Annotated in this window: 22 protein-coding genes; 10 read left to right on the forward strand and 12 right to left on the reverse strand. The window is 56.5% G+C overall.

Annotation, left to right across the window (positions count from 1 at the left end):
- Nucleotide 1: 1 nt before the first annotated feature.
- Together ACR0BT_RS03910 and dksA are read right to left on the reverse strand one after the other, a co-directional pair.
- On the reverse strand, nucleotides 2-1,153 hold the full coding sequence (locus tag ACR0BT_RS03910; protein ID WP_480762571.1) for an FAD-dependent monooxygenase: 1,152 nt from the start codon (nucleotides 1,151-1,153) through the stop codon (nucleotides 2-4).
- Nucleotides 1,154-1,225: 72 nt separating this feature from the next.
- On the reverse strand, nucleotides 1,226-1,648 hold the full coding sequence (dksA, locus tag ACR0BT_RS03915) for an RNA polymerase-binding protein DksA (protein ID WP_074736317.1): 423 nt from the start codon (nucleotides 1,646-1,648) through the stop codon (nucleotides 1,226-1,228).
- Between the two features lie 385 nt (nucleotides 1,649-2,033).
- On the opposite strand from dksA, the gene ACR0BT_RS03920 reads away from it, so the two are divergent.
- The 7 genes from ACR0BT_RS03920 (at nucleotide 2,034) to ACR0BT_RS03950 (ending at nucleotide 8,842) form a co-directional block, all read left to right on the forward strand.
- A complete protein-coding gene (locus tag ACR0BT_RS03920) occupies nucleotides 2,034-2,879 on the forward strand; it encodes an AAA family ATPase (RefSeq protein ID WP_170406386.1) in 846 nt (281 codons plus the stop codon).
- Between the two features lie 90 nt (nucleotides 2,880-2,969).
- Nucleotides 2,970-3,419, forward strand: a complete 450-nt coding sequence (locus tag ACR0BT_RS03925) for a GNAT family N-acetyltransferase (RefSeq protein WP_170646295.1) — start codon at nucleotides 2,970-2,972, stop codon at nucleotides 3,417-3,419.
- Complete coding sequence (locus ACR0BT_RS03930; RefSeq protein ID WP_170406392.1) at nucleotides 3,416-4,780, forward strand: DUF2927 domain-containing protein; 1,365 nt, start codon at nucleotides 3,416-3,418, stop codon at nucleotides 4,778-4,780. Before ACR0BT_RS03925 ends, ACR0BT_RS03930 begins: the two co-directional genes overlap by 4 nt.
- Nucleotides 4,781-4,786: 6 nt before the next feature.
- Nucleotides 4,787-4,954, forward strand: coding sequence for a hypothetical protein (locus tag ACR0BT_RS03935; RefSeq protein ID WP_480762572.1), 168 nt, complete (start codon nucleotides 4,787-4,789; stop codon nucleotides 4,952-4,954).
- 4 nt (nucleotides 4,955-4,958) lie between these two features.
- Entirely contained in the window at nucleotides 4,959-6,143 is a 1,185-nt protein-coding gene (locus tag ACR0BT_RS03940; RefSeq protein ID WP_170611080.1) for a vWA domain-containing protein, read from the forward strand.
- A 161-nt stretch (nucleotides 6,144-6,304) separates the two neighbouring features.
- The gene (locus tag ACR0BT_RS03945; protein ID WP_480762573.1) at nucleotides 6,305-8,068 is read left to right on the forward strand and encodes a hypothetical protein; all 1,764 of its coding nucleotides are present in this window, start codon (nucleotides 6,305-6,307) and stop codon (nucleotides 8,066-8,068) included.
- An 84-nt stretch (nucleotides 8,069-8,152) separates the two neighbouring features.
- The gene (locus tag ACR0BT_RS03950) at nucleotides 8,153-8,842 is read left to right on the forward strand and encodes a M48 family metallopeptidase (protein ID WP_170396642.1); all 690 of its coding nucleotides are present in this window, start codon (nucleotides 8,153-8,155) and stop codon (nucleotides 8,840-8,842) included.
- A 68-nt stretch (nucleotides 8,843-8,910) separates the two neighbouring features.
- Here ACR0BT_RS03950 and ACR0BT_RS03955 read toward each other — a convergent pair whose 3' ends face one another.
- The 8 genes from ACR0BT_RS03955 to ACR0BT_RS03990 form a co-directional block, all read right to left on the reverse strand.
- Entirely contained in the window at nucleotides 8,911-9,453 is a 543-nt protein-coding gene (locus ACR0BT_RS03955) for an RSP_2648 family PIN domain-containing protein (protein ID WP_480762574.1), read from the reverse strand.
- Nucleotides 9,450-10,652: an RSP_2647 family RNA methyltransferase gene (locus ACR0BT_RS03960; RefSeq protein ID WP_480762575.1), complete on the reverse strand. Its 1,203-nt coding sequence runs from the start codon at nucleotides 10,650-10,652 to the stop codon at nucleotides 9,450-9,452. Before ACR0BT_RS03960 ends, ACR0BT_RS03955 begins: the two co-directional genes overlap by 4 nt.
- Nucleotides 10,653-10,693: 41 nt before the next feature.
- Nucleotides 10,694-10,966 (reverse strand): hypothetical protein, encoded by a 273-nt coding sequence (locus ACR0BT_RS03965; protein ID WP_170513003.1) that lies wholly within the window; start codon nucleotides 10,964-10,966, stop codon nucleotides 10,694-10,696.
- The gene (locus ACR0BT_RS03970; protein ID WP_480762576.1) at nucleotides 10,953-13,745 is read right to left on the reverse strand and encodes a [protein-PII] uridylyltransferase family protein; all 2,793 of its coding nucleotides are present in this window, start codon (nucleotides 13,743-13,745) and stop codon (nucleotides 10,953-10,955) included. Before ACR0BT_RS03970 ends, ACR0BT_RS03965 begins: the two co-directional genes overlap by 14 nt.
- Entirely contained in the window at nucleotides 13,742-14,131 is a 390-nt protein-coding gene (locus ACR0BT_RS03975) for a nuclear transport factor 2 family protein (protein ID WP_170396632.1), read from the reverse strand. Before ACR0BT_RS03975 ends, ACR0BT_RS03970 begins: the two co-directional genes overlap by 4 nt.
- A gap of 112 nt (nucleotides 14,132-14,243) precedes the next feature.
- Nucleotides 14,244-15,236: a hypothetical protein gene (locus tag ACR0BT_RS03980; RefSeq protein WP_170817892.1), complete on the reverse strand. Its 993-nt coding sequence runs from the start codon at nucleotides 15,234-15,236 to the stop codon at nucleotides 14,244-14,246.
- 623 nt (nucleotides 15,237-15,859) lie between these two features.
- A complete protein-coding gene (locus ACR0BT_RS03985) occupies nucleotides 15,860-16,213 on the reverse strand; it encodes a Rieske (2Fe-2S) protein (RefSeq protein WP_170396629.1) in 354 nt (117 codons plus the stop codon).
- Between the two features lie 17 nt (nucleotides 16,214-16,230).
- Nucleotides 16,231-17,313 (reverse strand): amidohydrolase family protein, encoded by a 1,083-nt coding sequence (locus ACR0BT_RS03990; RefSeq protein ID WP_170396627.1) that lies wholly within the window; start codon nucleotides 17,311-17,313, stop codon nucleotides 16,231-16,233.
- Between the two features lie 125 nt (nucleotides 17,314-17,438).
- On the opposite strand from ACR0BT_RS03990, the gene ACR0BT_RS03995 reads away from it, so the two are divergent.
- The 3 genes from ACR0BT_RS03995 (at nucleotide 17,439) to ACR0BT_RS04005 (ending at nucleotide 21,158) form a co-directional block, all read left to right on the forward strand.
- Complete coding sequence (locus ACR0BT_RS03995; protein ID WP_170396625.1) at nucleotides 17,439-18,314, forward strand: LysR family transcriptional regulator; 876 nt, start codon at nucleotides 17,439-17,441, stop codon at nucleotides 18,312-18,314.
- Between the two features lie 78 nt (nucleotides 18,315-18,392).
- Nucleotides 18,393-19,451 carry an FAD-binding oxidoreductase gene (locus ACR0BT_RS04000; protein ID WP_480762577.1) on the forward strand — a complete coding sequence of 353 codons (1,059 nt, stop codon included), beginning with the start codon at nucleotides 18,393-18,395 and terminating at the stop codon, nucleotides 19,449-19,451.
- Between the two features lie 27 nt (nucleotides 19,452-19,478).
- Nucleotides 19,479-21,158, forward strand: coding sequence for a BCCT family transporter (locus ACR0BT_RS04005; RefSeq protein WP_170566031.1), 1,680 nt, complete (start codon nucleotides 19,479-19,481; stop codon nucleotides 21,156-21,158).
- Between the two features lie 342 nt (nucleotides 21,159-21,500).
- Here ACR0BT_RS04005 and ACR0BT_RS04010 read toward each other — a convergent pair whose 3' ends face one another.
- Nucleotides 21,501-21,935: a Gfo/Idh/MocA family oxidoreductase gene (locus ACR0BT_RS04010; RefSeq protein ID WP_480762578.1), complete on the reverse strand. Its 435-nt coding sequence runs from the start codon at nucleotides 21,933-21,935 to the stop codon at nucleotides 21,501-21,503.
- The gene (locus tag ACR0BT_RS04015; RefSeq protein WP_480762579.1) at nucleotides 21,911-22,306 is read right to left on the reverse strand and encodes a Gfo/Idh/MocA family protein; all 396 of its coding nucleotides are present in this window, start codon (nucleotides 22,304-22,306) and stop codon (nucleotides 21,911-21,913) included. The genes ACR0BT_RS04010 and ACR0BT_RS04015 overlap by 25 nt, the downstream gene beginning before the upstream one ends.
- Between the last annotated feature and the right edge of the window lie 615 nt (nucleotides 22,307-22,921).

The raw sequence follows: 22,921 nt of genomic DNA on the forward strand, positions 1-22,921 counted from the left end.
CTTACGCGGTCGCGTCGTAGCTATAGATCCACTCGTAGCGCCGTGCCAAGCGTGGACCAACCGCCATTAAGGCGGCCTGCGCGGCCAGCCTCATTGGCCCACGAAGGTGGAAATTACGCGCATTTGCGCCTGCGGCGCTAACCACTTGCCTGGCACGCGGTCGTCGAGTGGCTTCATAGGTAGCCAATGCGCGGGCGACGCCTGAGTTGTCCTGGAACGCGCGTATCAGGACCCAGGCATCTTCCAGTGCTAGGCAAGCTCCTTGGGCCATAAAAGGCAACGTCGGGTGCGCCGCATCCCCAAGCAAGGCCAATCGCCCATTCTGCCAGATTTGCGCCACGGGGCGCAGAAACAGCGCCCAAAGGTGAACCTCGTCAATCTTTGACAATATGTCACCAATCGGTCCGCCAAAATCGGCGAACCGGGTTCGCAGGTCGTCGGGATCACCCTGACGTCGCCAGCCTTCCTCTTGCCAGTCGGAACGCTCTTCTATGGCCACGATGTTCACGAGGCGTTGATCGCGCAGCGGGTAGGTTACAACGTGCCGACCTGGCCCCATCGTCAAGGACGCGCATGGCAATTCTTCTCGCTGGGTCCAGGGGATCGTTGCTCGCCAGGCAACCTGGTGGGTGAACACCGGGACCTCGGGGCCATTCAAGATCGGACGGATAGTGCTGCGCCCACCGTCTGCAGCGATCGCGCATTCCGCACGCAGCCTTTCGCCGCTTTCCAGAACGATCTCGGCTTCGCTTGGGTGTTTATGAACCGTGGCGACAGGTGCATCCAGCCGAATATCCACCCCAGAGCGCAAGGCGGCTTTGTGTAACAGGTCCAGCAGATCTGCCCGGTGATAATAGTAAGTCGACCCAGCGGCAGGGACCGGGACCCGACTGATCACGCGCCCATTACGGTAATCGCGCAGAACGGTCCCACCCGAGATTTGTCCAGCCTCCGGCACCTTACCAGCAACGCCTAGCGCACGCAGTACCGCCATCCCGTTCGCACTGATTTGCAATCCAGCACCAACTTCGGTCAGTTCTGGGGCCTGCTCCAGAACCGTCACCTGAGCACCCTGACTTCGCAGTGCGAGTGCCGCCGCCATGCCCCCAATGCCGCCGCCAATGACGCAGAAATTCAGACCATTGATATTCATGGGCCTGCCATAACGCAAAAACGCCGAGGCGACAGGCCCCGGCGCAGTTGTTTTGTTGCAATTTCCCAGCGATCAATCGTCGCGGTGGACCTTTTCGCGGCGCTCGTGACGCTCTTGCGCCTCAAGCGTCATAGTCGCGATAGGACGCGCATCCAGGCGCTTGAGCGAGATCGGATCACCGGTCTTCTCGCAATATCCATACTCGCCTTCTTCGATCCGGCGCAGGGCCGAGTCGATTTTTGCCACCAGCTTACGCTGACGATCCCGAGTGCGCAGTTCCAGCGCACGGTCGGTCTCTTCGCTTGCGCGGTCAGCGACATCGGGAATGTTTCGGGTGTTGTCCTGCAGACCTTCGATCGTATCACGGCTGCCTGCGAGTAGTTCTGTCTTCCAATCCATCAGCTTGCGGCGAAAATACTCAAGCTGGCGATCATTCATGAAAGGTTCATCTTCAGCCGGACGGTAATCTTCCGGCAGAAAAACTTCCTGCTTCATATTTGCTCCCTCGGTATGGCCTGAAACGTCGGTTGCGATTGTATTACCTGACATTCGGCACCCCCTTCTGCGGAGCGTTTATCCGACGGGGCAGAGATTGTCACTACACAAACGTATGCCTCGCCGCCGCGTCACTCCGACTGCTCTAATATTGAGACTTGTAACAACAAAACCTTGTTTTTCTGTGGTTCTCGCAAGGCGTTTTTCAGGCAGCTTCAACCCCTGCGATACCCCGCCCCGAACGAATCGCCCAAAACAGATTGGACTTACAGCCCATTCCATCCTTTCGCGACGCTGCGGCCCGGCTTGTAAATCACCTTGCCTCTCTGTAACCCGAGCAGAGCAAACCCAGCCCGCATTCCGCGGAAACCACATGAGGGGTCCCATGACCGCACGTTTTCAAGGCACCGCAGAATATGTTGCCACCGACGATCTGAACATTGCCGTGAACGCTGCCGTCACGCTGGAACGCCCCTTGTTGGTCAAGGGCGAGCCCGGAACTGGCAAGACCGAGCTGGCGAAACAGGTCGCAGGCGCGCTGGGGCTGACGATGATTGAGTGGAACGTGAAATCCACAACGCGCGCGCAGCAGGGACTGTATGAATACGATGCGGTCAGCCGTCTACGTGACAGTCAGCTAGGTGATGAGCGCGTGCATGATGTCTCGAACTATATTCGCAAGGGCAAGCTGTGGCAGGCATTCGATGCGGATGAAAAGGTTGTGCTACTGATCGACGAGATCGACAAAGCTGATATCGAATTTCCCAACGATCTATTGCAAGAACTCGATAAGATGGAGTTCCACGTCTACGAGACCGGCGAGACGATCCGGGCCAAGAACCGCCCTATCGTCATAATCACGTCGAACAACGAAAAGGAACTACCTGACGCATTCTTGCGCCGCTGCTTCTTTCACTACATCCGCTTTCCAGACGAAGCCACGATGCGCCGTATCGTCGAAGTCCATCACCCCGGCATCAAAGATGCGCTGCTGACCACCGCGCTGACCCAGTTCTACGAAATCCGCGAAACGCAGGGTTTGAAGAAAAAGCCCTCGACCTCGGAAGTGCTGGACTGGCTGAAACTGCTCTTGGCTGAGGACTTGAGCGCTGAGGACCTTAAACGCGACGGTGTGAATGCACTGCCCAAGCTACATGGTGCGCTTCTAAAAAATGAGCAGGACGTACATCTGTTTGAACGGCTGGCCTTTATGGCGCGCAGCAAGCGGTGATCACAGCTTGTCATCGGTACGGTCGGGTGTCAGCATTACATCAACGAAAGACCCCGCGCCAATCGGGCCTCCAGAGCAGGAAATAGTAAAATGTCTAACGCCGTCACAATTCGCCCCTTGCGACCAGAAGACCGGGATCAATGGGCCGAAATGTGGCGTGACTACCTGGCATTTTATGAAACCGAAGTGCCGGATTCGACTTTCCAAAGCACCTTTGCGCGGCTCTTAGGTGATGATCCGAATGACTTTTCCTGTTTTGTCGCGGATTTGGATGGGCAACTGCTTGGACTGACCCACTACCTGTTTCATCGCCACGCCTGGAAGGAAGAAAGTGTCTGCTATCTGCAGGATCTCTATGCCCGCCCAGAAGCGCGAGGCACCGGAGTTGGGCGCGCCCTGATTGAGGCCGTCTATGAAGAAGCGGACAGGCAGAAAGCCCCCTCAGTCTATTGGCTGACGCAGGAAAACAACCATACCGCACGCAAACTCTATGACCGCATCGGCAAGTTGTCGCCGTTTCTGAAGTATCAGCGACCATGAGGCTTTTGGGCGCAACTCTCCTTCTGGCGGCGCTGTCTGCCTGCACCACGGTCGACCGGATCGAGACGCCGACCCGTACCCAGGTGATTGAAGCTTCGCTGCCGCCGTCTAAATCCTTCGGCGCTGCTCGTCCAAGCCCGCCTGCCCGTTCAAACAAGAACATCGCCGCAGATTTCCTATCGCTGCATTTCGCACTTGAGAGCGGCGCAGAGTTGCCCGTTTTCACCCGGTTTGATGGACCCATCACGGTGCGTCTGACTGGGACACCGCCACCAACGATGCAGACCGACCTGAGCCGGCTACTGACCCGGTTGCAACGTGAGGCGAAGATCGACATCCGGCAGATTCCAGAGGGTCAGGCGAACATCACGATCGAGGCTGTAAGCCAGAAACAGATCCGCCGCATCCTGCCGCAGGCCGCCTGTTTCGTCGTTCCCAACTCTTCAAGTCTGGAAGAATACCGCCGTGACAGGCGCAAAAGCAAAAGCAACTGGACCGAACTGCGAAAACGTGAACGGATCGGGATATTCATCCCCTACGATGCCAGCCCACAGGAAATTCGGGACTGCCTGCATGAAGAATTGGCTCAGGCACTTGGACCTCTGAACGACCTCTATCGCCTAACCGATTCAGTATTCAACGACGACAATTTCCACACGGTTCTGACCGGATTCGACATGTTGATCCTGCGCGCAGCCTATGCGCCTGAGTTGCAAAATGGCATGACACGCGAACAGGTGGCAGCGGTTCTGCCCGGCGTACTCAGCCGGCTGAACCCCAGAGGGGATCGGGTTGCGCCACAACAGGTTACTGAGACACCTCGGGCCTGGATTAACGCAGTTCAACGCGCTTTGGGGGCTGGCGCTGGTACGGCCAAACGCGTCAACGCTGCGAACGAGGCAGCGCGAATTGGTCAACAGCAAGGCTGGACCGACCACCGCCGCGCCTATCCGCATTATCTGCTAGGGCGCATGGGGCAATTCGACGACCCCGAGGCGGCGCAGCAGCAATATGAAATTGCCCTGAAATACCTGAACGCCACCCCGGGAACAGAAATTCAGCGCGCTCATATCACGGCACAAACCGCAGCCTTTGCTTTGGCACAGGGTCAGGGCACCGAGGCCCTGCCCGAATTGAACAAAGCAATCAATGTCATGACCAAGGCCGAGAACGCCGCCCTTCTGGCCACTCTGCTGCTGCTCAAATCCGAGGCACTGCGGCAGTCCGGTCAACTAGATCAGGCACGTCGCGTTCGGCTGGACAGTATCGGATGGGCACGTTACGGCTTCGGCTCGGATTTGGTGGTGCGCTCGGTCACACAAGACATCGCGCAGTCAGCCGCCACAAGCACGGGTGGATAACGTCACATGATAGTGGTTCTGGGCATGGCTATTCTGGGCGCGATTCTGGGCGCGTTGACAGCACACAAACGTAACGGAAGCGGTGCTGATATGGCTCAATACGCTGCAGGTTACGGCATTGCCTTTGCGTTGGTCGGGCTGGTGATTTCACTGGTCATTGTCCGCCTGGTATAGAACGATGTTCCTGCCCTTCTTCGAAAACCTCCGAAACGCTGGCATTCCCGTATCTCTGCGCGAATACCTGACGTTTCTGGAAGGGATGAAAAAGGGCTTGGCGACATACGATGTCGAGGCGTTTTACTATCTCGCCCGCGTTTCGATGGTGAAAGACGAGCGCAACATCGACAAGTTCGACCGTGCCTTTGCCGCCAGTTTCGAAGGGTTGGGTGAAATCAGTTTCGATCAAGTACTCGAGGCGGTCGATATTCCTGCCGAGTGGCTTGCAAAGATGGCCGAAAAGCACCTGTCGGATGAAGAAAAAGCCGAGATCGAGGCGCTTGGTGGCTTTGAGAAGCTGATGGAGACGCTACGCGAGCGCCTCAAGGACCAACAGGGTCGCCATCAGGGCGGTAACAAGTGGATCGGCACCGCGGGCACCTCACCTTTCGGCGCCTATGGCTACAACCCCGAAGGCGTGCGCATCGGCCAGAAAGAAAGCCGCCATCAGCGTGCCGTAAAGGTCTGGGACAAGCGCGAATTCAAGAACTTAGATGACACTGTTGAACTAGGCACCCGGAACATCAAGGTTGCCTTGAAACGCCTGCGCCGCTGGGCGCGTGAAGGTGCAGCGGAAGAGCTTGATCTGGATGGAACGATCAGGGCTACGGCTGAACACGGATATCTGGATGTCAAAACCCGACCCGAACGACACAACGCCGTCAAAGTGCTTTTGTTTCTGGACGTGGGCGGATCGATGGACCCGCATATCAAGGTCGTCGAAGAACTGTTCTCAGCGGCCCGAACCGAATTCAAACATCTGGAATACTACTACTTCCACAATTGCCTCTATGAAGGCGTCTGGCGCGACAATCGCCGCCGCTGGGATCAGCAAACTCCGACGCACGAGGTCTTGCGCACATACGGGCCGGACTACAAATGCATCTTTGTCGGCGATGCCTCGATGAGTCCCTACGAGATCGCTTATCCCGGCGGTGCAAATGAGCATTGGAATCAGGAATCTGGCCAAGTCTGGCTGGGCCGTGCACGCGAACAGTGGACATCGAACCTGTGGATCAATCCAGTGCCAGAGAAGTATTGGGAATATACCCATTCGATCGGCATGATCCGTGAGATATTCGAAGATCGCATGGTACCCATGACGCTGGCGGGTTTGGAACAAGGTATGCGGGAACTGACGCGCTAGTCACCGTCGGAGTCCTGGTTGACTCAGAAACCGGAAACAATAGGCCTAGTTTTCAGAAATATTCGCGTCAAAAGCACCACCAAAGAAACAATCTCGGCAAAATTCCCTGCCTCTCTCGAATTCGTGATATACGACAAAGGGATTGAAGCTGGGGGGCTGAGATGACCATTTCAAAACTACGAAATATCCTGACATCTGTTTTGACCATTACAGCGTTCACAATTGCATCGGGTGCGACCGCGACATTGGTACTTTCCCCTGACGCCGCTTATGCCAAGAATGATAATGGCAATGGAAAGGGCCGCGGCGGCGGCAAAGGTAATTCTGGAAAAAGCGACGACGGCAACAAAAGTGGCGAAAAGGGAAAATCCGGCAAAGCTAAGGGTTCCAAAAGCGCGGGTAAAGATGCCGGCAAGGCCAAGTCCAAAACGCACCGCGTGGAAAAGGCTTTCGGGTTCAACAAGAAGCAAAAGGCAAAACACCACCGGTCAGCCAAAACCTCTGCTAAAGCTAAGGGACGGAACGGCAAGGTACAAAAGACCACACTGGCGGGCTTTGGAAGAGAGTTTAAACGCGATGTCGAGCAACTATTTGGCAAGCGTTCGCCGGTAAAAACCAAGTCAAGCGCGAACCGGGTAAAGAAATCGTACCGCAAGGCCTCGGTTGCTCCTGTTGAGTATTCCCCGCGACCTGTTGCTCGCACAGATTATAAATCCAAGCACTATGACAATAAGAAGCCCAGCAAGCGTCGCTATCGCGACCCGCTTGTTGCAGCGATCACCGATCCCGATGGCGCGGACAAGCTGCGTAACCTGAATGCGTCTAAGGCAGCAGCCCCGGCGTTCCGCAATGCTTCACCCAACAGCAATGTCGGCAAGATCGCGACCTATCAGGCGGCGGCGGAAACCTATTACGACCTGCGCGGTGACCTCTATGAGGCGCGCCGTGAACTGCGTGATCTGAACGAAGACTACGATGGCCGCAGCAGCGAAGACATCGCCGATGATATCGCCGCGCTTGATCCTGCGGACCCGAACTACGATGACAAGCTGAGTGCGCTTGAGGATGAACTGCGCGATGCAGAAACCTATGAGGAGGCGCGCGACGATCTGCGCGCTGATCTGAGGGATCTGAAATACGAAACCCGCGACGCGTTGCAAGATGCGGAGGCTGCCTTTTATGACGCTTCGAAAGGGCGTACATTGACCAAGGCGACGCTGGGCGAGTTCCACGGCAATCTCGATCTGCCACAGCCAAACTACCGGCACAAGGACTGGGCAACGGTCCAGCCGGTGCCTTACGGTCCTGACGGCTACCGCTATTCGGACGAAAAGAAGATCTATGATGAAACCGACTATCGACTGCGCTACGACAAGCCATATTCCGATCGCAAGAAGGACCGCTATCGCTATTACCGCGACCCGCTTGTTGCAGCGATCACCGATCCCTATGGCTCGGACAAGCTGCGTAACCTGAATGCGTCTAAGGCAGCGGCCCCGGCGTTCCGCAATGCTTCACCCAACAGCAATGTCGGCAAAATCGCGACCTACCAGGCGGCGGCGGAAACCTATTACGACTTACGCGGTGACCTCTATGAGGCGCGCCGTGAACTGCGTGATCTGAACGAAGACTACGATGGCCGCAGCAGCGAAGACATCGCCGATGATATCGCCGCACTTGATCCTGCGGACCCGGACTATGATGACAAGCTGAGTGCGCTTGAGGATGAGCTGCGCGATGCTGAAACCTACGAGGAGGCGCGCGACGCTCTGCGCGCGGATGTGAGGGACCTGAGAGTTGATGCTCTGGTCGCAGAAAAGGAAGCTGAACGCGCATTTTTTGAGGCTTCGAAGGGCGAGGTCTTAACCAAGCAGTCCCTTGCCGAGTTTCATTCGAACCTGCACCTGCCCTCGCCAGGCAGGTAAGGCTGGATTGAGCCGCATAACTGATCGGACGTGAAGGGCGAGTTACCGCTTGCCTCCTCGGGGTGGGCCGCCCATATCTAACTCATGCTTCGCTTAACACCCATCCTGCTGGCCATAGCCTATGCCGTTGTGATGTACCGGATATCCGTCTGGCGCACGCATCGTGAGTTGGATGCGAAGTCCACCGAACTGGCCGATCCTGCGCTAAAACGCATGACGGACCGGCTGGCTGCAGCCTTGGAGATTGATCGGGTCCCAGTCTACATCTACGAGATCGATCCGGTGAACGGGCTGGCAGCGCCGGATGGGCGTATTTTCATCACTCGCGGTTTTTATCGCAAATTTGGCAACGGCGAAGTATCAGCGGAAGAAATGGCAAGCGTAATCGCGCATGAATTGGGCCATGTCGCCCTTGGCCACGCCCGGCGGCGGATGATTGATTTCTCGGGTCAAAACGCCCTGCGTGCTGCGCTGATGATGCTATTGAACCGCTTCATCCCGTTCATTGGAGCCTGGATTGCAAATATGCTGACTCATTTGCTGGCCTCCCGCCTGTCGCGGAGTGATGAATATGAGGCGGATGAATATGCGGCTGCGCTTTTGACAAAAGCCGGGATCGGGATTGGTCCACAGAAGTCTTTGTTCCACAAGCTTGAGGATCTGACACAGCAGCGCGCGGGCGTTGTGCCCGCTTGGTTGATGAGTCATCCAAAGACGGATGAGCGGATCGCAGCTCTGGAAGTACTTGAACAAAAGTGGGGCGTGGGAGTTTAGGATAGGAGCGAGGGGCCCGCCCCTCGCGCTCCCCGAGATATTTTTGGCCAGATGAATGGGATCCCGAATTAAGTACTCAGGGCTTTGCCAAGGCGCGGCAGTCGGGCTTTTTTCATTAAGCTGCGCAAGGTCCATTGAGCACCGGATAGCCGGTTGGCTTCAGCAAGGACCGCTTTGGAAACATGTGTCATGCCTTCGGGGTCGGACAGCCAGAGTTCATGCAGCAGCCCGTCCGGATCGCGCCGCTCAAGCCCTTCGTCGGCCAACATATTCTTGGGAAAGTCCTTGGCATTGACGGTGACAATGACATCTGCCGAGCTTGTGACCGCCGTTGCGAGAACGTGGATGTCGGCGGCATCCGGTAACCATAGGCGCTGTTCAACACCGAGGTTGGCGGGTTGCTCGGCATTTGGCCATTGGGCCTGAACCAGCGCGATTTCGGCGCGCGCCTGCGCCTCGCCCTCGGGGCCGAGTTTGCGGGTGGCACGGGCCCATTCTTCGAGGATACGTGCAGACCAGACGGGCGTGAAATAACCAAGCCTCGCAGCGCCCAACAGCATCTCTCGCATCACCGTGGGATAGATGACGCAGGTATCAAGAACCGCCTTCACAGACGGTAAAACACGGCTTTGAGGTAGCCGCTTTCTGCCAGCTGCGGCAGTTGTGGATGGTCCGGCCCGGCAAAGCCAGTTCGGATCAGTTGGGCCTGTCGTCCTGCCCGTCCGATCCCACGGGATGAGGCATCGCGGAAGCGGCCCAGATCAGCGGCATGAGAACAGGAGCAGAGGCCAAGATACCCGCCCGGTTTGACCAGCGGAGCCGCCAGACGTGCGGTACGCTCATAGGCGCGCAGGCCTGCGTCCAATGCTTGTTTCGAGGGCGCGAAGGCCGGTGGATCACAGATGACGACGTCGAACAACGCGCCCTCTTCGCCGAGTTTGGTCAGTATATCAAAGGCGTCGCCTTGTCGGGTCTGGAAACGGGCAGAAAATCCTGAGACTTCTGCGCCCTTCGCCGCCAGTTCGAGCGCCGCTGCCGAGCCGTCAACGGACAATGCCTGTGCTGCGCCGCCCGCCAGCATGGCCAGACCAAAGCCTCCGACGTGGCTGAATACATCCAGCACCTGCGCCTCGGGGTGAACCAACTTGGCGGCAAAGGCGTGGTTGGGGCGTTGGTCATAGAACAGGCCAGTTTTCTGTCCCCCGGTCAGGTCGGCCATGTAGGTTGCGCCATTCATTGGCACCGGCAGAGGCTTATCGGGCGCGGTGCCGCGCAAGGTCAGATTGGTGTCGTCCAACCCCTCGAGCACACGCGTGCGCCCCGAGGCGTTCTTCAGCACTGTGTCGACCCCGGTCACCTTGACTAGCGCGTCGGTCAGAGATTCAAGATGTGCCTCAGCCCAGACTGCGTTGGGTTGGATCACGCAGGCGTCTCCGAACCGGTCGATGATCACCCCGGGAAACCCATCCGCCTCGGCATGGATCAGGCGATAGTAAGGCGCATCGAACAGTCGCTCGCGCATCTCAAGCGCGCGGCGCAGACGGGTTTCAAACCAGTCCGCATCCAACTGCGCGCCGATATCGCGATCCAATACCCGGCACATGATCTTCGAGACCGGATTCACTGCGACCAGAGCGATTGGCGCGCGCTTCTCGTCTTCCAGCACAGCCAAGGACCCCGGCCCGATCTTGCGAGTCCGGCGGTCGGTGACGATGTCATTGGCGTAGACCCAGGGAAACCCGTGGCGCAGGCCACGCGCATTGGCCTTGGGTTTCAAACGGATACGGGGGCGATCAGCTGTGGTTGTCATGGCGCCCTCATAATCGTGAATGCGCGTGGGTGAAAGCCCCGTTAACGGTTGCGCTTGCGCCAGCCGCCACGACGCTTGGGGGCATGGGCCGCCTGCAAACCCTCGGTCAGGACCTGCGTCATCGGATGATCAGCAGCCTGTTCCGAATAGACTGCGTGCAGGTTGGTCAGAGCCTGATTTTGGTCAAGCTCTCCAGGCAGGCTCAGCGCCCAATCCAGAAAGATGCTGCGACACTCGGGCAAGGTGATGCCTTCAATGCGATACGCCTCGCGGATCAGGCCTTTGTGGTCATTCGGATCATCACTGCGTGCCATCTTCAACCCCTCCGACAACTGCGCCAATCAACGAGGCCGCAGTGCTGTAATTGTCTTGCAACGCGGATTGCAGCTGTTCGACCTGATCGAACCCGGTCGCCCGACACAGAAAGGCCGTACCGCCTTCACCGATCTTGTCGGCCTCGATCACCTTTCCCGACAGCAGACGCGCCGCACATTGCACCGACCAGCATAAATCGTAACAACCCTTCAGGGTTTGCGCCTGCGCGACATCCAGCAGCCCGACAGCGACCGCCCCGTCCAGACCCGAGTGTACATCGCGCTGGGGCAATCCGGCCAGCAATGCGCCCGTCTCTGCCATCAGTTCGATATCCATCATGCGACCCGGCCCATTCTTTGCGTCCCAAACGCCCGCTGGTGCTTTGGCTGCGGCCAGTCTTTCGCGCATCTCGGCGACTTCTTTCAGCACCTTCTGGTGGTCGCGCGTTTGCGATAGGAATTCAGCGCGGAAGCTTTCGATATCCTCGGCCAGACCGGCGTCGCCTGCGACCACATGGGCGCGGGTCAAAGCAAGGTGTTCCCACACCCAGGCCTCATTCTGCTGATAGTTGGTGAAGCTGACCCAGCTTGTAGCCACCGGCCCCTGATTGCCCGACGGGCGCAGACGCATGTCGACCTCATAAAGCCGTCCCTGCGACATTGGCGCGCTGAGCGCCGTGATCAGTGCCTGGGTGAACCGAGCATAATACGTCCGCGTCGCCAGCGGGCGAGGACCGTCGGACATATCCTGATCCTGCGGGTCATAAATGACTATCATGTCCAGATCGGATTGCGAGTTGATCCGACCCGCCCCAAGCGAGCCCATGCCCAGAACCGCAGCGCCGCGCCCTGGCGCCGGTCCATGCTTTTGGAAAAACTGATCGACAACGCAGGGCAAAACCGCCGCAATCACGGCCTGCGCCAGTTCGGCATATTGCTGCCCGGCCTGCGCCCCATCGATCAACCCGCGCAGATGGTGAACGCCGATGCGGAAATGCCATTCCTTGCACCAGCGACGTGCGAAATCGAGCTGTGTTTCATAGTCGCTTTCATCCGACAACGCCTGTGTAAGATCAGCTTGCAAGGCCGACTGTCCGGGCCAGTCGCTGAAAAAGCTGCCACCAATCACCGCATCAAAAACCGAGGCGTTGCGCGACAGATGGGTGGCGAGCGCATGTGACGTCCCAACGATATCGACCAGCAGATCAATCAGATGCGGGTTCGCTTCGAACAGGGAAAACAGCTGCACTCCAGCGGGTAATCCTGCCAAAAACCCATCCAGCGCCAGCAATGCTTCGTCGGGTTTCGCAGTTTTCGCCAATCGCGCTAAAAGTTCCGGTCTGAGCCGCTCGAATATCCGTGCACCACGCTGCGATCGAAGCGCCGGATAAGTCGGCCAGCGGGCCAGCACACCCTTGTCAAACTCAACCTCCTGAAGCGGCACGGGTGCCGCGCCTGGTCCAGGGGCGAAGAACCCTTCGGTCAGTTCGTGCACTTCGGTCAGGCGGCGGGTCAGTTCGGCGGTCAATTCGGCGCTGCTGATCCCCATCAGGCACGCGACCCGTTCGAAACCGTCCTCTGAATTTGGCACCTTATGGGTCTGTGCGTCGTGCACCATCTGGATGCGATGCTCGACCTCGCGGTGGGCGCGGTAGTGGTCAGTCAGTTTCTCTGCGACGTCTTCGGGCACCCAGCCCTTCGACGCCAACGCCGCCAGACCGGGAACGGTACCCCGGACGCGAAGGTCGGGATCACGTCCGCCCGCGATCAATTGACGGGTCTGAGTAAAAAACTCGATCTCTCGAATACCGCCCTGCCCCAGCTTCATATCGTGGCCGGGAATCGAGAGACTTCCGCCCGTTCCCTTGTTCTCGCGTATACGAAGTCGCATGTCATGAGCGTCTTGAATGGCGGCAAAATCCAGATGCCGCCGCCAGACGAACGGGCGCAATGCATCGAGGAATCTCAGACCTGCCGCGATGTCCCCGGCGCAGGGGCGTGCCTTGATATAGGCCGCGCGTTCCCACGTGCGCCCAAGGCTTTCATAGTAGCGCTCAGCCGCTTCCATCGCCAGACACACAGGCGTCACCGCCGGGTCGGGGCGCAATCGCAGATCGGTGCGGAACACATAGCCATCCGCCGTCTTGTCGCTGAGCGTGGCACAGAAATTCCGCGTGGCGCGCACCATGCCCTGTCGCGCTTCGTAGAAATCATCGGGATCAAAGCGGGTTTCGTCGAACAGCACGATCAGATCGATATCTGAGCTATAATTCAGCTCATACGCGCCCATTTTGCCCATCGCCAGAATGACCATACCAGCTGCGGTTTCGACATCATCTTCGGTCATACCCGGCAGCTTGCCGCGCCGGATCAGCGCAGCAATTTCGGCCTTCGCTGCCACATCTGCGGCCAAAGCGCCAAAGTCGGTCAGCGCGGCAGTTACCTTTTCCAACGGCCACGCACCTGCCAGATCGGCCAGCGCCGTCAGCAAGGCCATGCGCCTCTTCGCTTGCCGCAAACCGGGTTTCAACTGATCCGGCGGCAGCGCGCGCGCTGCGCCCATCACATCCGCCAATGCCTGGTCCGGTTGCTGCAACGCGTGCGGCAACCAGTCCCTTTCTTGGTCAATCAAACCTTTCAGGTAGGGGCTAGAGCCCGCAGTTCCCGCGATCAACTCCCCCTGCTCGGCAGTCAAATCGGGCAGCGCCGCGCGGGTTTCGTCACCCAGATCGGTATGAAAAGCGCGCGGCAAGCGGTTGATAACAAGAGGCTGGCTCATGACCGTTCCAGTGGCGTGTCCTGGCTGAAACTGTTGATCCAGACGTCGTGACGCCGCTCCCACAGGGATGAGATCAGCATCGCCTCCCATTCCTGTGCTTCGGGACGCAGATAATCTGCCCTGTATGAGAGCAAAACCACATCCGCCGATAAGACGCGCAACCTGGTATCGCTGAGTTCATATTGCGCCATCGTAGGCGCATCGGCGAACTGGCCAACATGATCGTCGCGATTGGCAAAACCCGTTGGATACACGCCCAGAAAATCGGGGCTCAACAGTGCCCGGTCCGCCTGTGCATTGCCTTCAACCAGCGCAGTCCATACCTGTTTTTCCAGCGAGAGGATCTGATCGAGTGACGGTGGGCTGGTGTTTTCAATATCTTCCATTTGCCTATGACTTGTGACGGCCGAAAATCAGATGCGGCCAGCGCACATGATCGGACAGAGTTGGCTTAGCCCTGTCCGATTGAACAGCAGAAAGGGCCGAATGTCCAAATCGTTATAGCCACTGATCCACTGGCGGCAAATCGAAAGTGAACGGATTTTCAATCCCCTGCCCGGCCAAATCCCACTCATCATAGTGCTCGTCTTCACGAAGCTGCAAAAACACCGCCTCAAGCTGATCGTTCAAACTCACCAACTCGTCCCAGGCGTCACCCATATGAGCCTGGAACATCGCCAGTTGTTGGAACAAGCCATCTGGCAAAGGGCCAAATTCCACACTCCCCAGATCGCGAGCTGGGAAATACATATCCTCTTCAAACTCAAAAAAGCGCGACATTCCGTCGTTAAAGTCAATTTGGCCATCGAACGAGACCGCAGCAAATACTTCATAAAGACCGGTCTCATTCATTTCGAGCTCGAACGACACCTCAAAACTCAGCGCAAAATCAGAAATTCCGTTTTGATGAAGCTTGCCTGCGATCTCGACGACCTCGTAATAGCCGTATGACGCCAGAACCAGATCGCCATTTGCATCGAACCCATGCACATCGAACATCTCCCCCAGTTCGCTGGCTATAGACAGATGCTGAAACTGTGCTGCCTGACTAATGTGAACGCCCTCAAATCCAAAGGCGGACCGGGCCTCATAAGAAACAGGTATGTCCGTTCCATGCATGCTTATGGTTTCAAGCGCGACTTGCTGTGTATGGTACAGCTCGGAAATGAGCGTGGCGCTTCCGCGTGTCGCGATCTCGTAGTTCACCATCGAAAGACTGAACTCAACCTCGTGAGACCCAGCGCCCTGATACGCGCTGACCGTGCTGTCGATCACCCCGTCCCAAAACCCGCGCAGTTCGATATCCGGCAGATCTTCTTTCCCTTCGAGATCATGGGGATCGAGGTTCAAAAAAGGCAAATCGACTTGATCAATCGAACTAGATACGCCGCCTTGCGAAGCTAGGCCTGGTTCGGTCGACAAGATGAAACTCTCCTCTGACCCGAACGGCCAATGAGTTGTGTTCACAACATTCATTTCAGCGACCTCCATTGATTGCTCCTCGGAAAACTATGTATTCAGCCATTGCGCAAACCCTATGGAAGGGTTTGATTATTAAGCGTTCTTAATAAAACGTTTAACCGATGGGCTGCGTCGCTCGGCCTGAATTACTGAGACGTAAATCCGCTGTAGTTGAATACTCTATACTGCAGTAGATCAGAGGAAGCGGGATAATTGCGAATGGACCTGAATTGGCGTGTAAAATATGGGCTCAAATGCATTTCCTTAGTTTGAAAATCTCATGAGCCCAATGGTTTTCAAGAAGGCCTTGAACAGCTATTTACGCGGTCTGCTATTTTCTGGGACATAAAAGTGGCAAATGCCCAATGCCTCATGAAGCCAATCAAACAAATAGTTTTGGGCGCTGGTAAGAATGGCTTAGCCAAGCCATGAATTGTTTTCATTGAATATCTGGCCAGGGTGAGCGCCCTCCTGTAGGCCAATCAGAACGTGCATATAGCCATCCTCCAAGCCAATACGAAAAGCACAGCGATAGATCTCCGGTTTCAAAAATAAAACTGGCATTGCCTATGCCTAGACAATGCCAGCGCAGGCAGCTGGGAGGAAAGATTGAACTGCCTAATATTTCTGACCTTCGTCGTGAAACCCGCTTCTTACAGATGCACGAAGAGATCACTGCCCTCTACTGATACATCGAAGCGTCTCGTTTTAATGGACGAATCCACAAGAAACTCACCGCTGCGAATGTCGAATTCCCAACCGTGCCAGGCGCAACGGACGATTTCACCGGCGCGATCATAGACAAATTCGGTTGAGTCCGTTTGGCGGGTCGTACCGCAGACCGGGCCTTCGCAGAGGGCCGCACCTTTGTGAGGACAGATGTTGAGCAAAGCGTGATAACCGTCGTCGAGTTTGAAAACGCCGATGGGCATGTTCGAAACTGTGACGATCTTTGCCGCGTCGCTGGGGACTTCATCAGTTTTGCAGGCGAAATACTTGTTTGCCATGGTCGATGTCTCCTTCTTTATTCGGCGGCATGCGCCATCGGGCGTGGCAGACGGGTATATACGTCCAACGCATTGAGTCCGAAGATCTTCTCGCGCCATGCGGGCGGGACATGCAGCTTGTTGACGTCGTCGTAGTCCCAATGCGGATAGTCCGACGCGAACATCAGGGTGTTCTCTCCATCCATCGCCTCAAGCGTGGCCCACAGGTGCTGGATATTCGCGGGCTGCTCCAACGGCTGGGTCGACATGCGGATGTTCGACTTGAAGTACTCGGTCGGCAGACGCTTGAGCCACGGCGTTTCCTTTCGCAGCGCCTTGTAGTTCGCATCTAGACGCCAAAGAACCGAGGGCACCCAGGCGACGCCACATTCGATTATTACCACTTTCAAGCCCGGCCATTTCTCAAACACGCCGTGGGCGATCAGGCTGGCCATGTGGGTCATGGCCGTCTGCGGCAGTATCGCGTGGGTTTCCCAGAAGAAGGTCGAAGGCCCGGCCCCGATGGGGGTCGAGTTGATGCCGCCCTGTCCGCCGAGATGCATAGCGAATGGCAAGCCCATTTCGGCGCAAGCCTCATAGATCGGGTGATAGAACGGGTCGCCATAAGGGCGCGCGGCACCGTGGCTCACCAAAACTTGAACGACACGGGGGTGGCCGCCAACCCGGCGGATTTCAGCGGCGGCCAGATGCGGGTCCTGCGGTGCCACCACGATCGAGCCCCAGAACCGCTCGTCCTTGGGCAGCCAGTAGTCGATCATGTAGTCGTTATAGGCTTTGCACAGCGCATTGGCGTAATAAGGGTTGGCCAGCGTTGAGGCTTCGATCGGTTCGTCGCCGGTCAGGATCGCAACGTCGATATTGTATTTATCGAGGTGCTTTTCCTTCATTATCAAGTAGTTGTCGTCTTCCTCAACCGGGTTCACGTCATGGCGGGCAAATCCTTCGGGGTGGAACCAGGGACGATGGCCATGTGGGAATGCACCACGTGGGCCGGTGCGTTCACCCCGGACGAACATGTCCTTGAAAAGACCTTCCATGTAGGGTTCCAGAACCGTGGCGCTGCACCAATAGTTGTGGCAGTCGCAATCGACGATGAACATGAACTTCTCCTGTTGCTGGCGCCAAAAGGGCGGGCTTACATCTTGTTCAACGATGCTTGATATCTGCGAAACTTTGGCAAATAAATACAATTGAAACGCACCTATCGATCGGGATTACCGATTAAATGAATCGCCAGCTTTTAGTGACCTACATGGATGTTCTGGAAACGCGGAACTTCAACCGCACCGCCGAACGTCTGAATGTGACCCAATCCACGGTCAGCGCTCGCATCCGTCAGTTGGAGCAGGAGCTGGACACACGCCTGTTCGAACGGGGGCGCGGCGGGGCTGAACCCACGGCCGCCGGGCGCCGCTTTGAGACCCATTGCCGGTCACTGCTGGCTGCTTGGAGTCTGGCACGACGCGATGTTGAGGCGGGTGGCAGCGGCAACAGGCAACGCTTGCGTATATCAGTTCAGTTCAGTTTGGCCCGATCCGTGCTGATAGACTGGACTAAGGCAGTCAGGGAAAGAAACCCGTATCTGGACCTGTATCTCGAGGCGAATTTCTCACAACAGATACAGCGGGATGTTCTGACCGGCGAGACCGATATCGGTATTGTTTTTGTCCCGCAGCGGGCGCCTGACATGTTTGTCAGCGAATTGGGCAGCGAAAGCTATGTAATGCTGTCCACCGATTGTGACCGGATCGAGGACGTTCCATGGACGCGCTACATTCAGGTAGCCTACACATCATATTTTGACCGCCAGCATGACGAGGCGTTTTTGGATCAGCCGCAAAGCTCGACCCTGGTGGGCAGCAATGATCTGGCTTTGGATTTCCTAAAAGCCAGCGGCGGAACGGCATATTTCCCCGGATTTGCCGCACCGGGTCTGTGTGCCGAGTATCCAACATTGCAACAGGTTACTGACGCACCGGTGATCCCACAGCCCATCTATTCCATCGTGCACGTTCGAAAACGCCATGACCCGCTGGTGGCGCAAGCTGTCACCCTGTTCAAAGAACTAATCCAACACAGATCAATCGCTTTAACCGATTGATACCGCAATTCTGCACCGTTTTTCAGTCCCCTCGCACCATTATCCTCGCGCGAACCCTATTCTGGAGGTTTCCGCAAGATGCTCGTTGCGACGGACAGTCCGTTTTCCCTGAGTTCAGCCAACAACCAACCCTGCTACGCAGGTGGGCCTGCCACTTTGACCTGCAAAGCGGTGATCGATGAAACGCATGACAGCAAGACCTTCGTCTTTGAAGACACGCAAAGCCGCAGCTTCGACTTCAAACCAGGCCAATACGTGACCTTCTGTTTCGAGATCGAGGGCAAGCAGCATGTACGCGCCTATTCGATCTCGTCCACGCCGACCCGGCCCCACAACATTCAGGTCACCGTCAAGCGCGTGCCCGGTGGGATTGTGTCCAACTATCTGAACGATCAGATGGTCCCCGGAACAGAGATCGAGATTGCAGATATCACCGGTGGCTTCAACTGGGTGGATATCCCCAGCGATAAGCCATTGTTCCTGTCCGGTGGCTCGGGTGTCACCCCGGTCATGTCGATGCTGCAATACGTCACCGACGTGACCTTGCCGAAAGACATCGTTTTCGTGCATTTCGCTCGCTCGCCTAGGGACATCATTTTCCACGACCAGCTTGAGTTTTTGAACCGACGCTTCGCCAACGTGACCATCCATACCATTGTGGATGAAGCGAATGATGGGTTTGAGGGTGAAATCGGTCAGATATCGGCAGATTTGCTGCAGCGACTTGTGCCTGATCACGCCGAGCGCAGCATTTTCATGTGCGGTCCCGAAGGGTTCATGAAAGCAGCCCGTGATGTGGCTTCTGTCATTCCGTTTGCCGCTGTCCACGAAGAAAGCTTTGGCGAAAAGATCACTATCGAAGAAAGCAGCGGCACGGGGGGTGAGGTCTATTTCTCACTCAGCGGTCTGCACGGTCATGCCGCCGAGGGCGAGACCTTGCTAGAGGCTGCGCTGAACGCAGGCGTCTGGATCGACTCGGCCTGCCAGCAGGGCGTTTGCGGCAACTGCAAAGTGCGCCTCACTCAGGGCGATGTTGAGATGCAGGACATGGGCGGCCTGCAACCCGGTGATACCGAGCAAGGGTATGTGCTGGCCTGTTGCAGTTGGCCGAAAGGCCCGGTCGCGCTCGACGCGTGAAGTGGAGATTCAAAGGGAGGAATACAAATGTCAATGAAACCACCGCTATCGGAACTTCCGATAAAAACCGCTGACAACGGTTTTTACCGGGGGTTCAGCGTCAACGTGACGGTGATCAGCAAGATCGTCATCAGCCTGCTGGTTGTTTGGTGCATAGTCTGGCCAACACAGGCTGGTAGAATTCTTGGCGATTGGAATGCCGCCATTCTTTCGCAGTTTGCTGCCTGGTATATCTGGGTTGTTACCGGGTTTGTCATCGTCTGTATTGGGCTGGCCATCTGGCCAACTGCTGGACGTATGAAACTTGGCGTAGAGGGCGAGAAACCCGAGTTCTCTAACTTTTCCTGGTTCTCGATGATGTTTGGCGCGGGCATCGGTGTCGGAATGTTAACTTGGGCGGTCGCCGAACCTGTCGCGCATTTCAAGAACAATCCATCCGTTATTCAGGGGGTGACGACTGCACTGGATGCAGACAATGTCCGAACGGCGTATGTTTGGTCATACCTACATTGGGGTTTCGGGGCGTGGGCATGCTATGCGATAGCTGGCTTGGCGCTTGCTTTCTTCAGCTATCGTCGCGGACTGCCGCTGACGATCCGCTCCTCATTGACCCCACTGTTTGGTAAATCACTGTCGGGCAACCTCGGTCATCTGATCGACATCGTCGCCGTTGTCGCCACTATTCTTGGGGTAGCCCAGACGCTCGGCTTCGGTGTTGAACAGTTCGTTGCAGGTCTCACACGCATCGGCATCGGTGGGCTCGCACAGCCCGATGGTTCTGCGACAAACTTGGGTATCGTCGTCGCTCTACTTGTCATCATGGGCGCGTCGACCTTGTCGGCCCTGTCCGGTGTTGGCAAGGGCATCAAATGGCTATCGAACATCAATATGGGCCTGTCGATCTTCCTTCTGGGGTTCTTCATCCTGTTCGGAGCGACCTTCTTTGGCGCCAAAGCGTTTTTTGTAGGCATATGGGACTATGTGGTCGCGCTGCCATGGCTGAGCTTCAACGTATACACATCTGATGGTGTTGAAGGGTCGGAAGCGTTCCTTCTTGCGCAGTGGCAGGGCTGGTGGCCGGTCTTCTACTGGGCGTGGTGGATCGCGTTCGCACCTTTCGTCGGTTTGTTCCTGGCGCGGATTTCCAGAGGCCGGACAATCCGTGAATTCGTGTTGGGCGCGATGATCGTCCCCGCGCTGATGTGCTTTGTCTGGTTCGCCTGGGCCGGAGGCACGGCAATCGATCTGGAACTGAACGGAGACGCAAACGGCGTCATCCTAGATGCGGCGAACGGCGACAAGATCTTTGCAATGACGGAACACATGCTTGCTCCGATTGCAGAAGCATTGGCGTGGGCGATGGCCGCTGTGATTGTTGTTCTACTGATGACGTTCCTCGTCACGTCTGCGGACTCGGCCGTGCTGATCGTGAATACAATCAACGCGGCTGGCGATGAAGGTCCCAAGGCAAGGCCTCACATCATGTTCTGGGGCGCAGCTCTGGCACTTGTTGTAGGGGGCTTGCTTGTCTCAGGTGGTACCGGAGCAATTCAGACCGCAATGGTGATAGGTGCACTGCCCTTCTCAATTGTAATGGCGTTGATGTGCATCGCACTGATCAAAGCAATCTGGAATGATGGGCGGCGCGAAGCAGCGGGCATCGCGACAACAATCTCAGCTGACGCAACGACTATGCCGGCCGAATAGAGGTTGAGCTAATATCTTTGATTGGCCTCCGGTATTTCGGAGGCCATTTTCTGTCTGGCCCTCAATGCCAACCCATCAAAGGTGTGAGCAAACTGAAACTGATTCAAATCTGTATTCCAGTTTGAAGTTGTTTGCGACAATGTCGGCCAATGTGGACGCTTTACTACAAGTATCGCCCCGCACTTTTTTGCCGACAATCGAGGTCGCGCACATGATCCGTAAAGGTCAGCTAACGCTTGGAGTCTGTTCCTTTCAAAAGCTCAAAGAACTGACCACTTTATACCGCAGGTCAGATGCATTTATTAGAACTTCAGGAGGCTTCGCTGTAGAACCCTTATGCATTCATGCGGCACCATCGGCCTTCGTCTTGACCGATGCCAGTACGCTTGAGATTAACGCCATACCCAACAAACCGTCACAAAGACCGGGCAGTAAGTGGTCCGCCTTATCCTCACATCGGATCAGTTCGGCGGCCTCGGCGTAGAGGGTTGCAAAGCCTTCCAAATATCCTTCAGGGTGGCCCGGAGGGATACGAGTTGCTCGTTGGGCGGCTTGCGGCAGCACCGATCCTGATCCACGTGTCAGGAGCTGCATAGGCTGGCCAACGCGGGTGAATTGTAGGTGGTTAGGTTGTTCCTGTGACCACTCCAGACCACCACGTTCGCCATAAACCCGCAAACGCAGGCCGTTTTCGTTTCCCTCGGCCACGTGACTGGCCCATAGCATTCCACGCGCGCCACTAGCATAGCGCATCAAGACGTGGGCGTTGTCGTCCACCTGGCGGCCCGGAACCAAGCTTGAAAGGTCAGCGGCAAGGTGCGATGGCACTTCGCAGTTACAAAATGTGCCAGATTGAACGCGTGAGTACCGATATCACCAATTGCACCAGCACCGGACCGAATTGGGTCGGTGCGCCGGTCGGACTGCTTGTTGTCCGATGCGGTGGGTACGGTCAGCCAGTCTTGCGCATATTCCACTTGCACCAACCGCAGCTTGCCCAGCTCGCCCGCACGCACCATGCCACGTGCCTGACGAACCATTGGATAACCCGTGTAGTTGTGAGTCAGTATAAGATGAGCTGATGACGCTTGTCGGAAGCGCAGAATGGCGTACTCGGCATCACGTTCGGTCACAAGATCGCCCTTCATTGCGAACCAGGCTCTTATGTGCCCGAATAGTTCGGTATCCGGATCGTAAACCTGTTCGAGATCTTACGAGTCGATGACGGGTTCATGCAGCTTTCGAACCTGACATGGTGCCCTGTTCAAACCACTATGCTGCAGATTCAGTTTTTGACCGAGGCTTAGGTCATCTGGCTTAATACCTATCATGCGACACTGATTGAACGTCTTGGCCCCTGCTGTCGTCGTCAAAATTGACATGGTTCAAAACCGCGTTTGCGCCGTTGCCACTTTATAGAAGCTGGTTCTGTCGTAACGGGACCCGTTGCAGTCTTTTGGCCATTGACGTTGGTGGATCTAGCGCCTGTTTGGCGAAAGGTATTATCCAGTTGACGGTCTGCTATTGGTCTCCTTCAAAAGGCGGTTCAGTGCAGCGTGGTCCAAGACTACCCTCCGCTCCGACATGGTTTCTTCTGGGTCCCGGCAAGAAACACGCTAACGCAGGTGGTGGAAAACCGCGTGGAAGATCACTTCATCAGGAAAATGTGCTCCCTTGAGTAAGATCAGAACGTACCGCTCCTGTCTGTTTTGCGAACGCCGCCAAAAGAACTACCTTGCAAGCGACAGTTGGGATCGTAGATT

The sequence above is a fragment of the Ruegeria sp. CJ6 genome (assembly GCF_056536665.1).

Coding starts and splice junctions, on each gene's coding strand:
- ACR0BT_RS04000 (WP_480762577.1), top strand. CDS start 18,393: ATGCTCGTTGCGACGGACAGTCCGTTTTCCCTGAGTTCAGCCAACAAC.
- ACR0BT_RS03920 (WP_170406386.1), top strand. CDS start 2,034: ATGACCGCACGTTTTCAAGGCACCGCAGAATATGTTGCCACCGACGAT.
- ACR0BT_RS03945 (WP_480762573.1), top strand. CDS start 6,305: ATGACCATTTCAAAACTACGAAATATCCTGACATCTGTTTTGACCATT.
- ACR0BT_RS03925 (WP_170646295.1), top strand. CDS start 2,970: ATGTCTAACGCCGTCACAATTCGCCCCTTGCGACCAGAAGACCGGGAT.
- ACR0BT_RS03980 (WP_170817892.1), bottom strand. CDS start 15,236: ATGGAGGTCGCTGAAATGAATGTTGTGAACACAACTCATTGGCCGTTC.
- ACR0BT_RS03985 (WP_170396629.1), bottom strand. CDS start 16,213: ATGGCAAACAAGTATTTCGCCTGCAAAACTGATGAAGTCCCCAGCGAC.
- ACR0BT_RS03950 (WP_170396642.1), top strand. CDS start 8,153: ATGCTTCGCTTAACACCCATCCTGCTGGCCATAGCCTATGCCGTTGTG.
- ACR0BT_RS03990 (WP_170396627.1), bottom strand. CDS start 17,313: ATGTTCATCGTCGATTGCGACTGCCACAACTATTGGTGCAGCGCCACG.
- ACR0BT_RS03960 (WP_480762575.1), bottom strand. CDS start 10,652: ATGACAACCACAGCTGATCGCCCCCGTATCCGTTTGAAACCCAAGGCC.
- ACR0BT_RS04005 (WP_170566031.1), top strand. CDS start 19,479: ATGTCAATGAAACCACCGCTATCGGAACTTCCGATAAAAACCGCTGAC.
- ACR0BT_RS03995 (WP_170396625.1), top strand. CDS start 17,439: ATGAATCGCCAGCTTTTAGTGACCTACATGGATGTTCTGGAAACGCGG.
- ACR0BT_RS03975 (WP_170396632.1), bottom strand. CDS start 14,131: ATGGAAGATATTGAAAACACCAGCCCACCGTCACTCGATCAGATCCTC.
- dksA (WP_074736317.1), bottom strand. CDS start 1,648: ATGAAGCAGGAAGTTTTTCTGCCGGAAGATTACCGTCCGGCTGAAGAT.
- ACR0BT_RS03965 (WP_170513003.1), bottom strand. CDS start 10,966: ATGGCACGCAGTGATGATCCGAATGACCACAAAGGCCTGATCCGCGAG.
- ACR0BT_RS03910 (WP_480762571.1), bottom strand. CDS start 1,153: ATGAATATCAATGGTCTGAATTTCTGCGTCATTGGCGGCGGCATTGGG.
- ACR0BT_RS04015 (WP_480762579.1), bottom strand. CDS start 22,306: ATGAAGGGCGATCTTGTGACCGAACGTGATGCCGAGTACGCCATTCTG.
- ACR0BT_RS03970 (WP_480762576.1), bottom strand. CDS start 13,745: ATGAGCCAGCCTCTTGTTATCAACCGCTTGCCGCGCGCTTTTCATACC.
- ACR0BT_RS03940 (WP_170611080.1), top strand. CDS start 4,959: ATGTTCCTGCCCTTCTTCGAAAACCTCCGAAACGCTGGCATTCCCGTA.
- ACR0BT_RS03935 (WP_480762572.1), top strand. CDS start 4,787: ATGATAGTGGTTCTGGGCATGGCTATTCTGGGCGCGATTCTGGGCGCG.
- ACR0BT_RS03930 (WP_170406392.1), top strand. CDS start 3,416: ATGAGGCTTTTGGGCGCAACTCTCCTTCTGGCGGCGCTGTCTGCCTGC.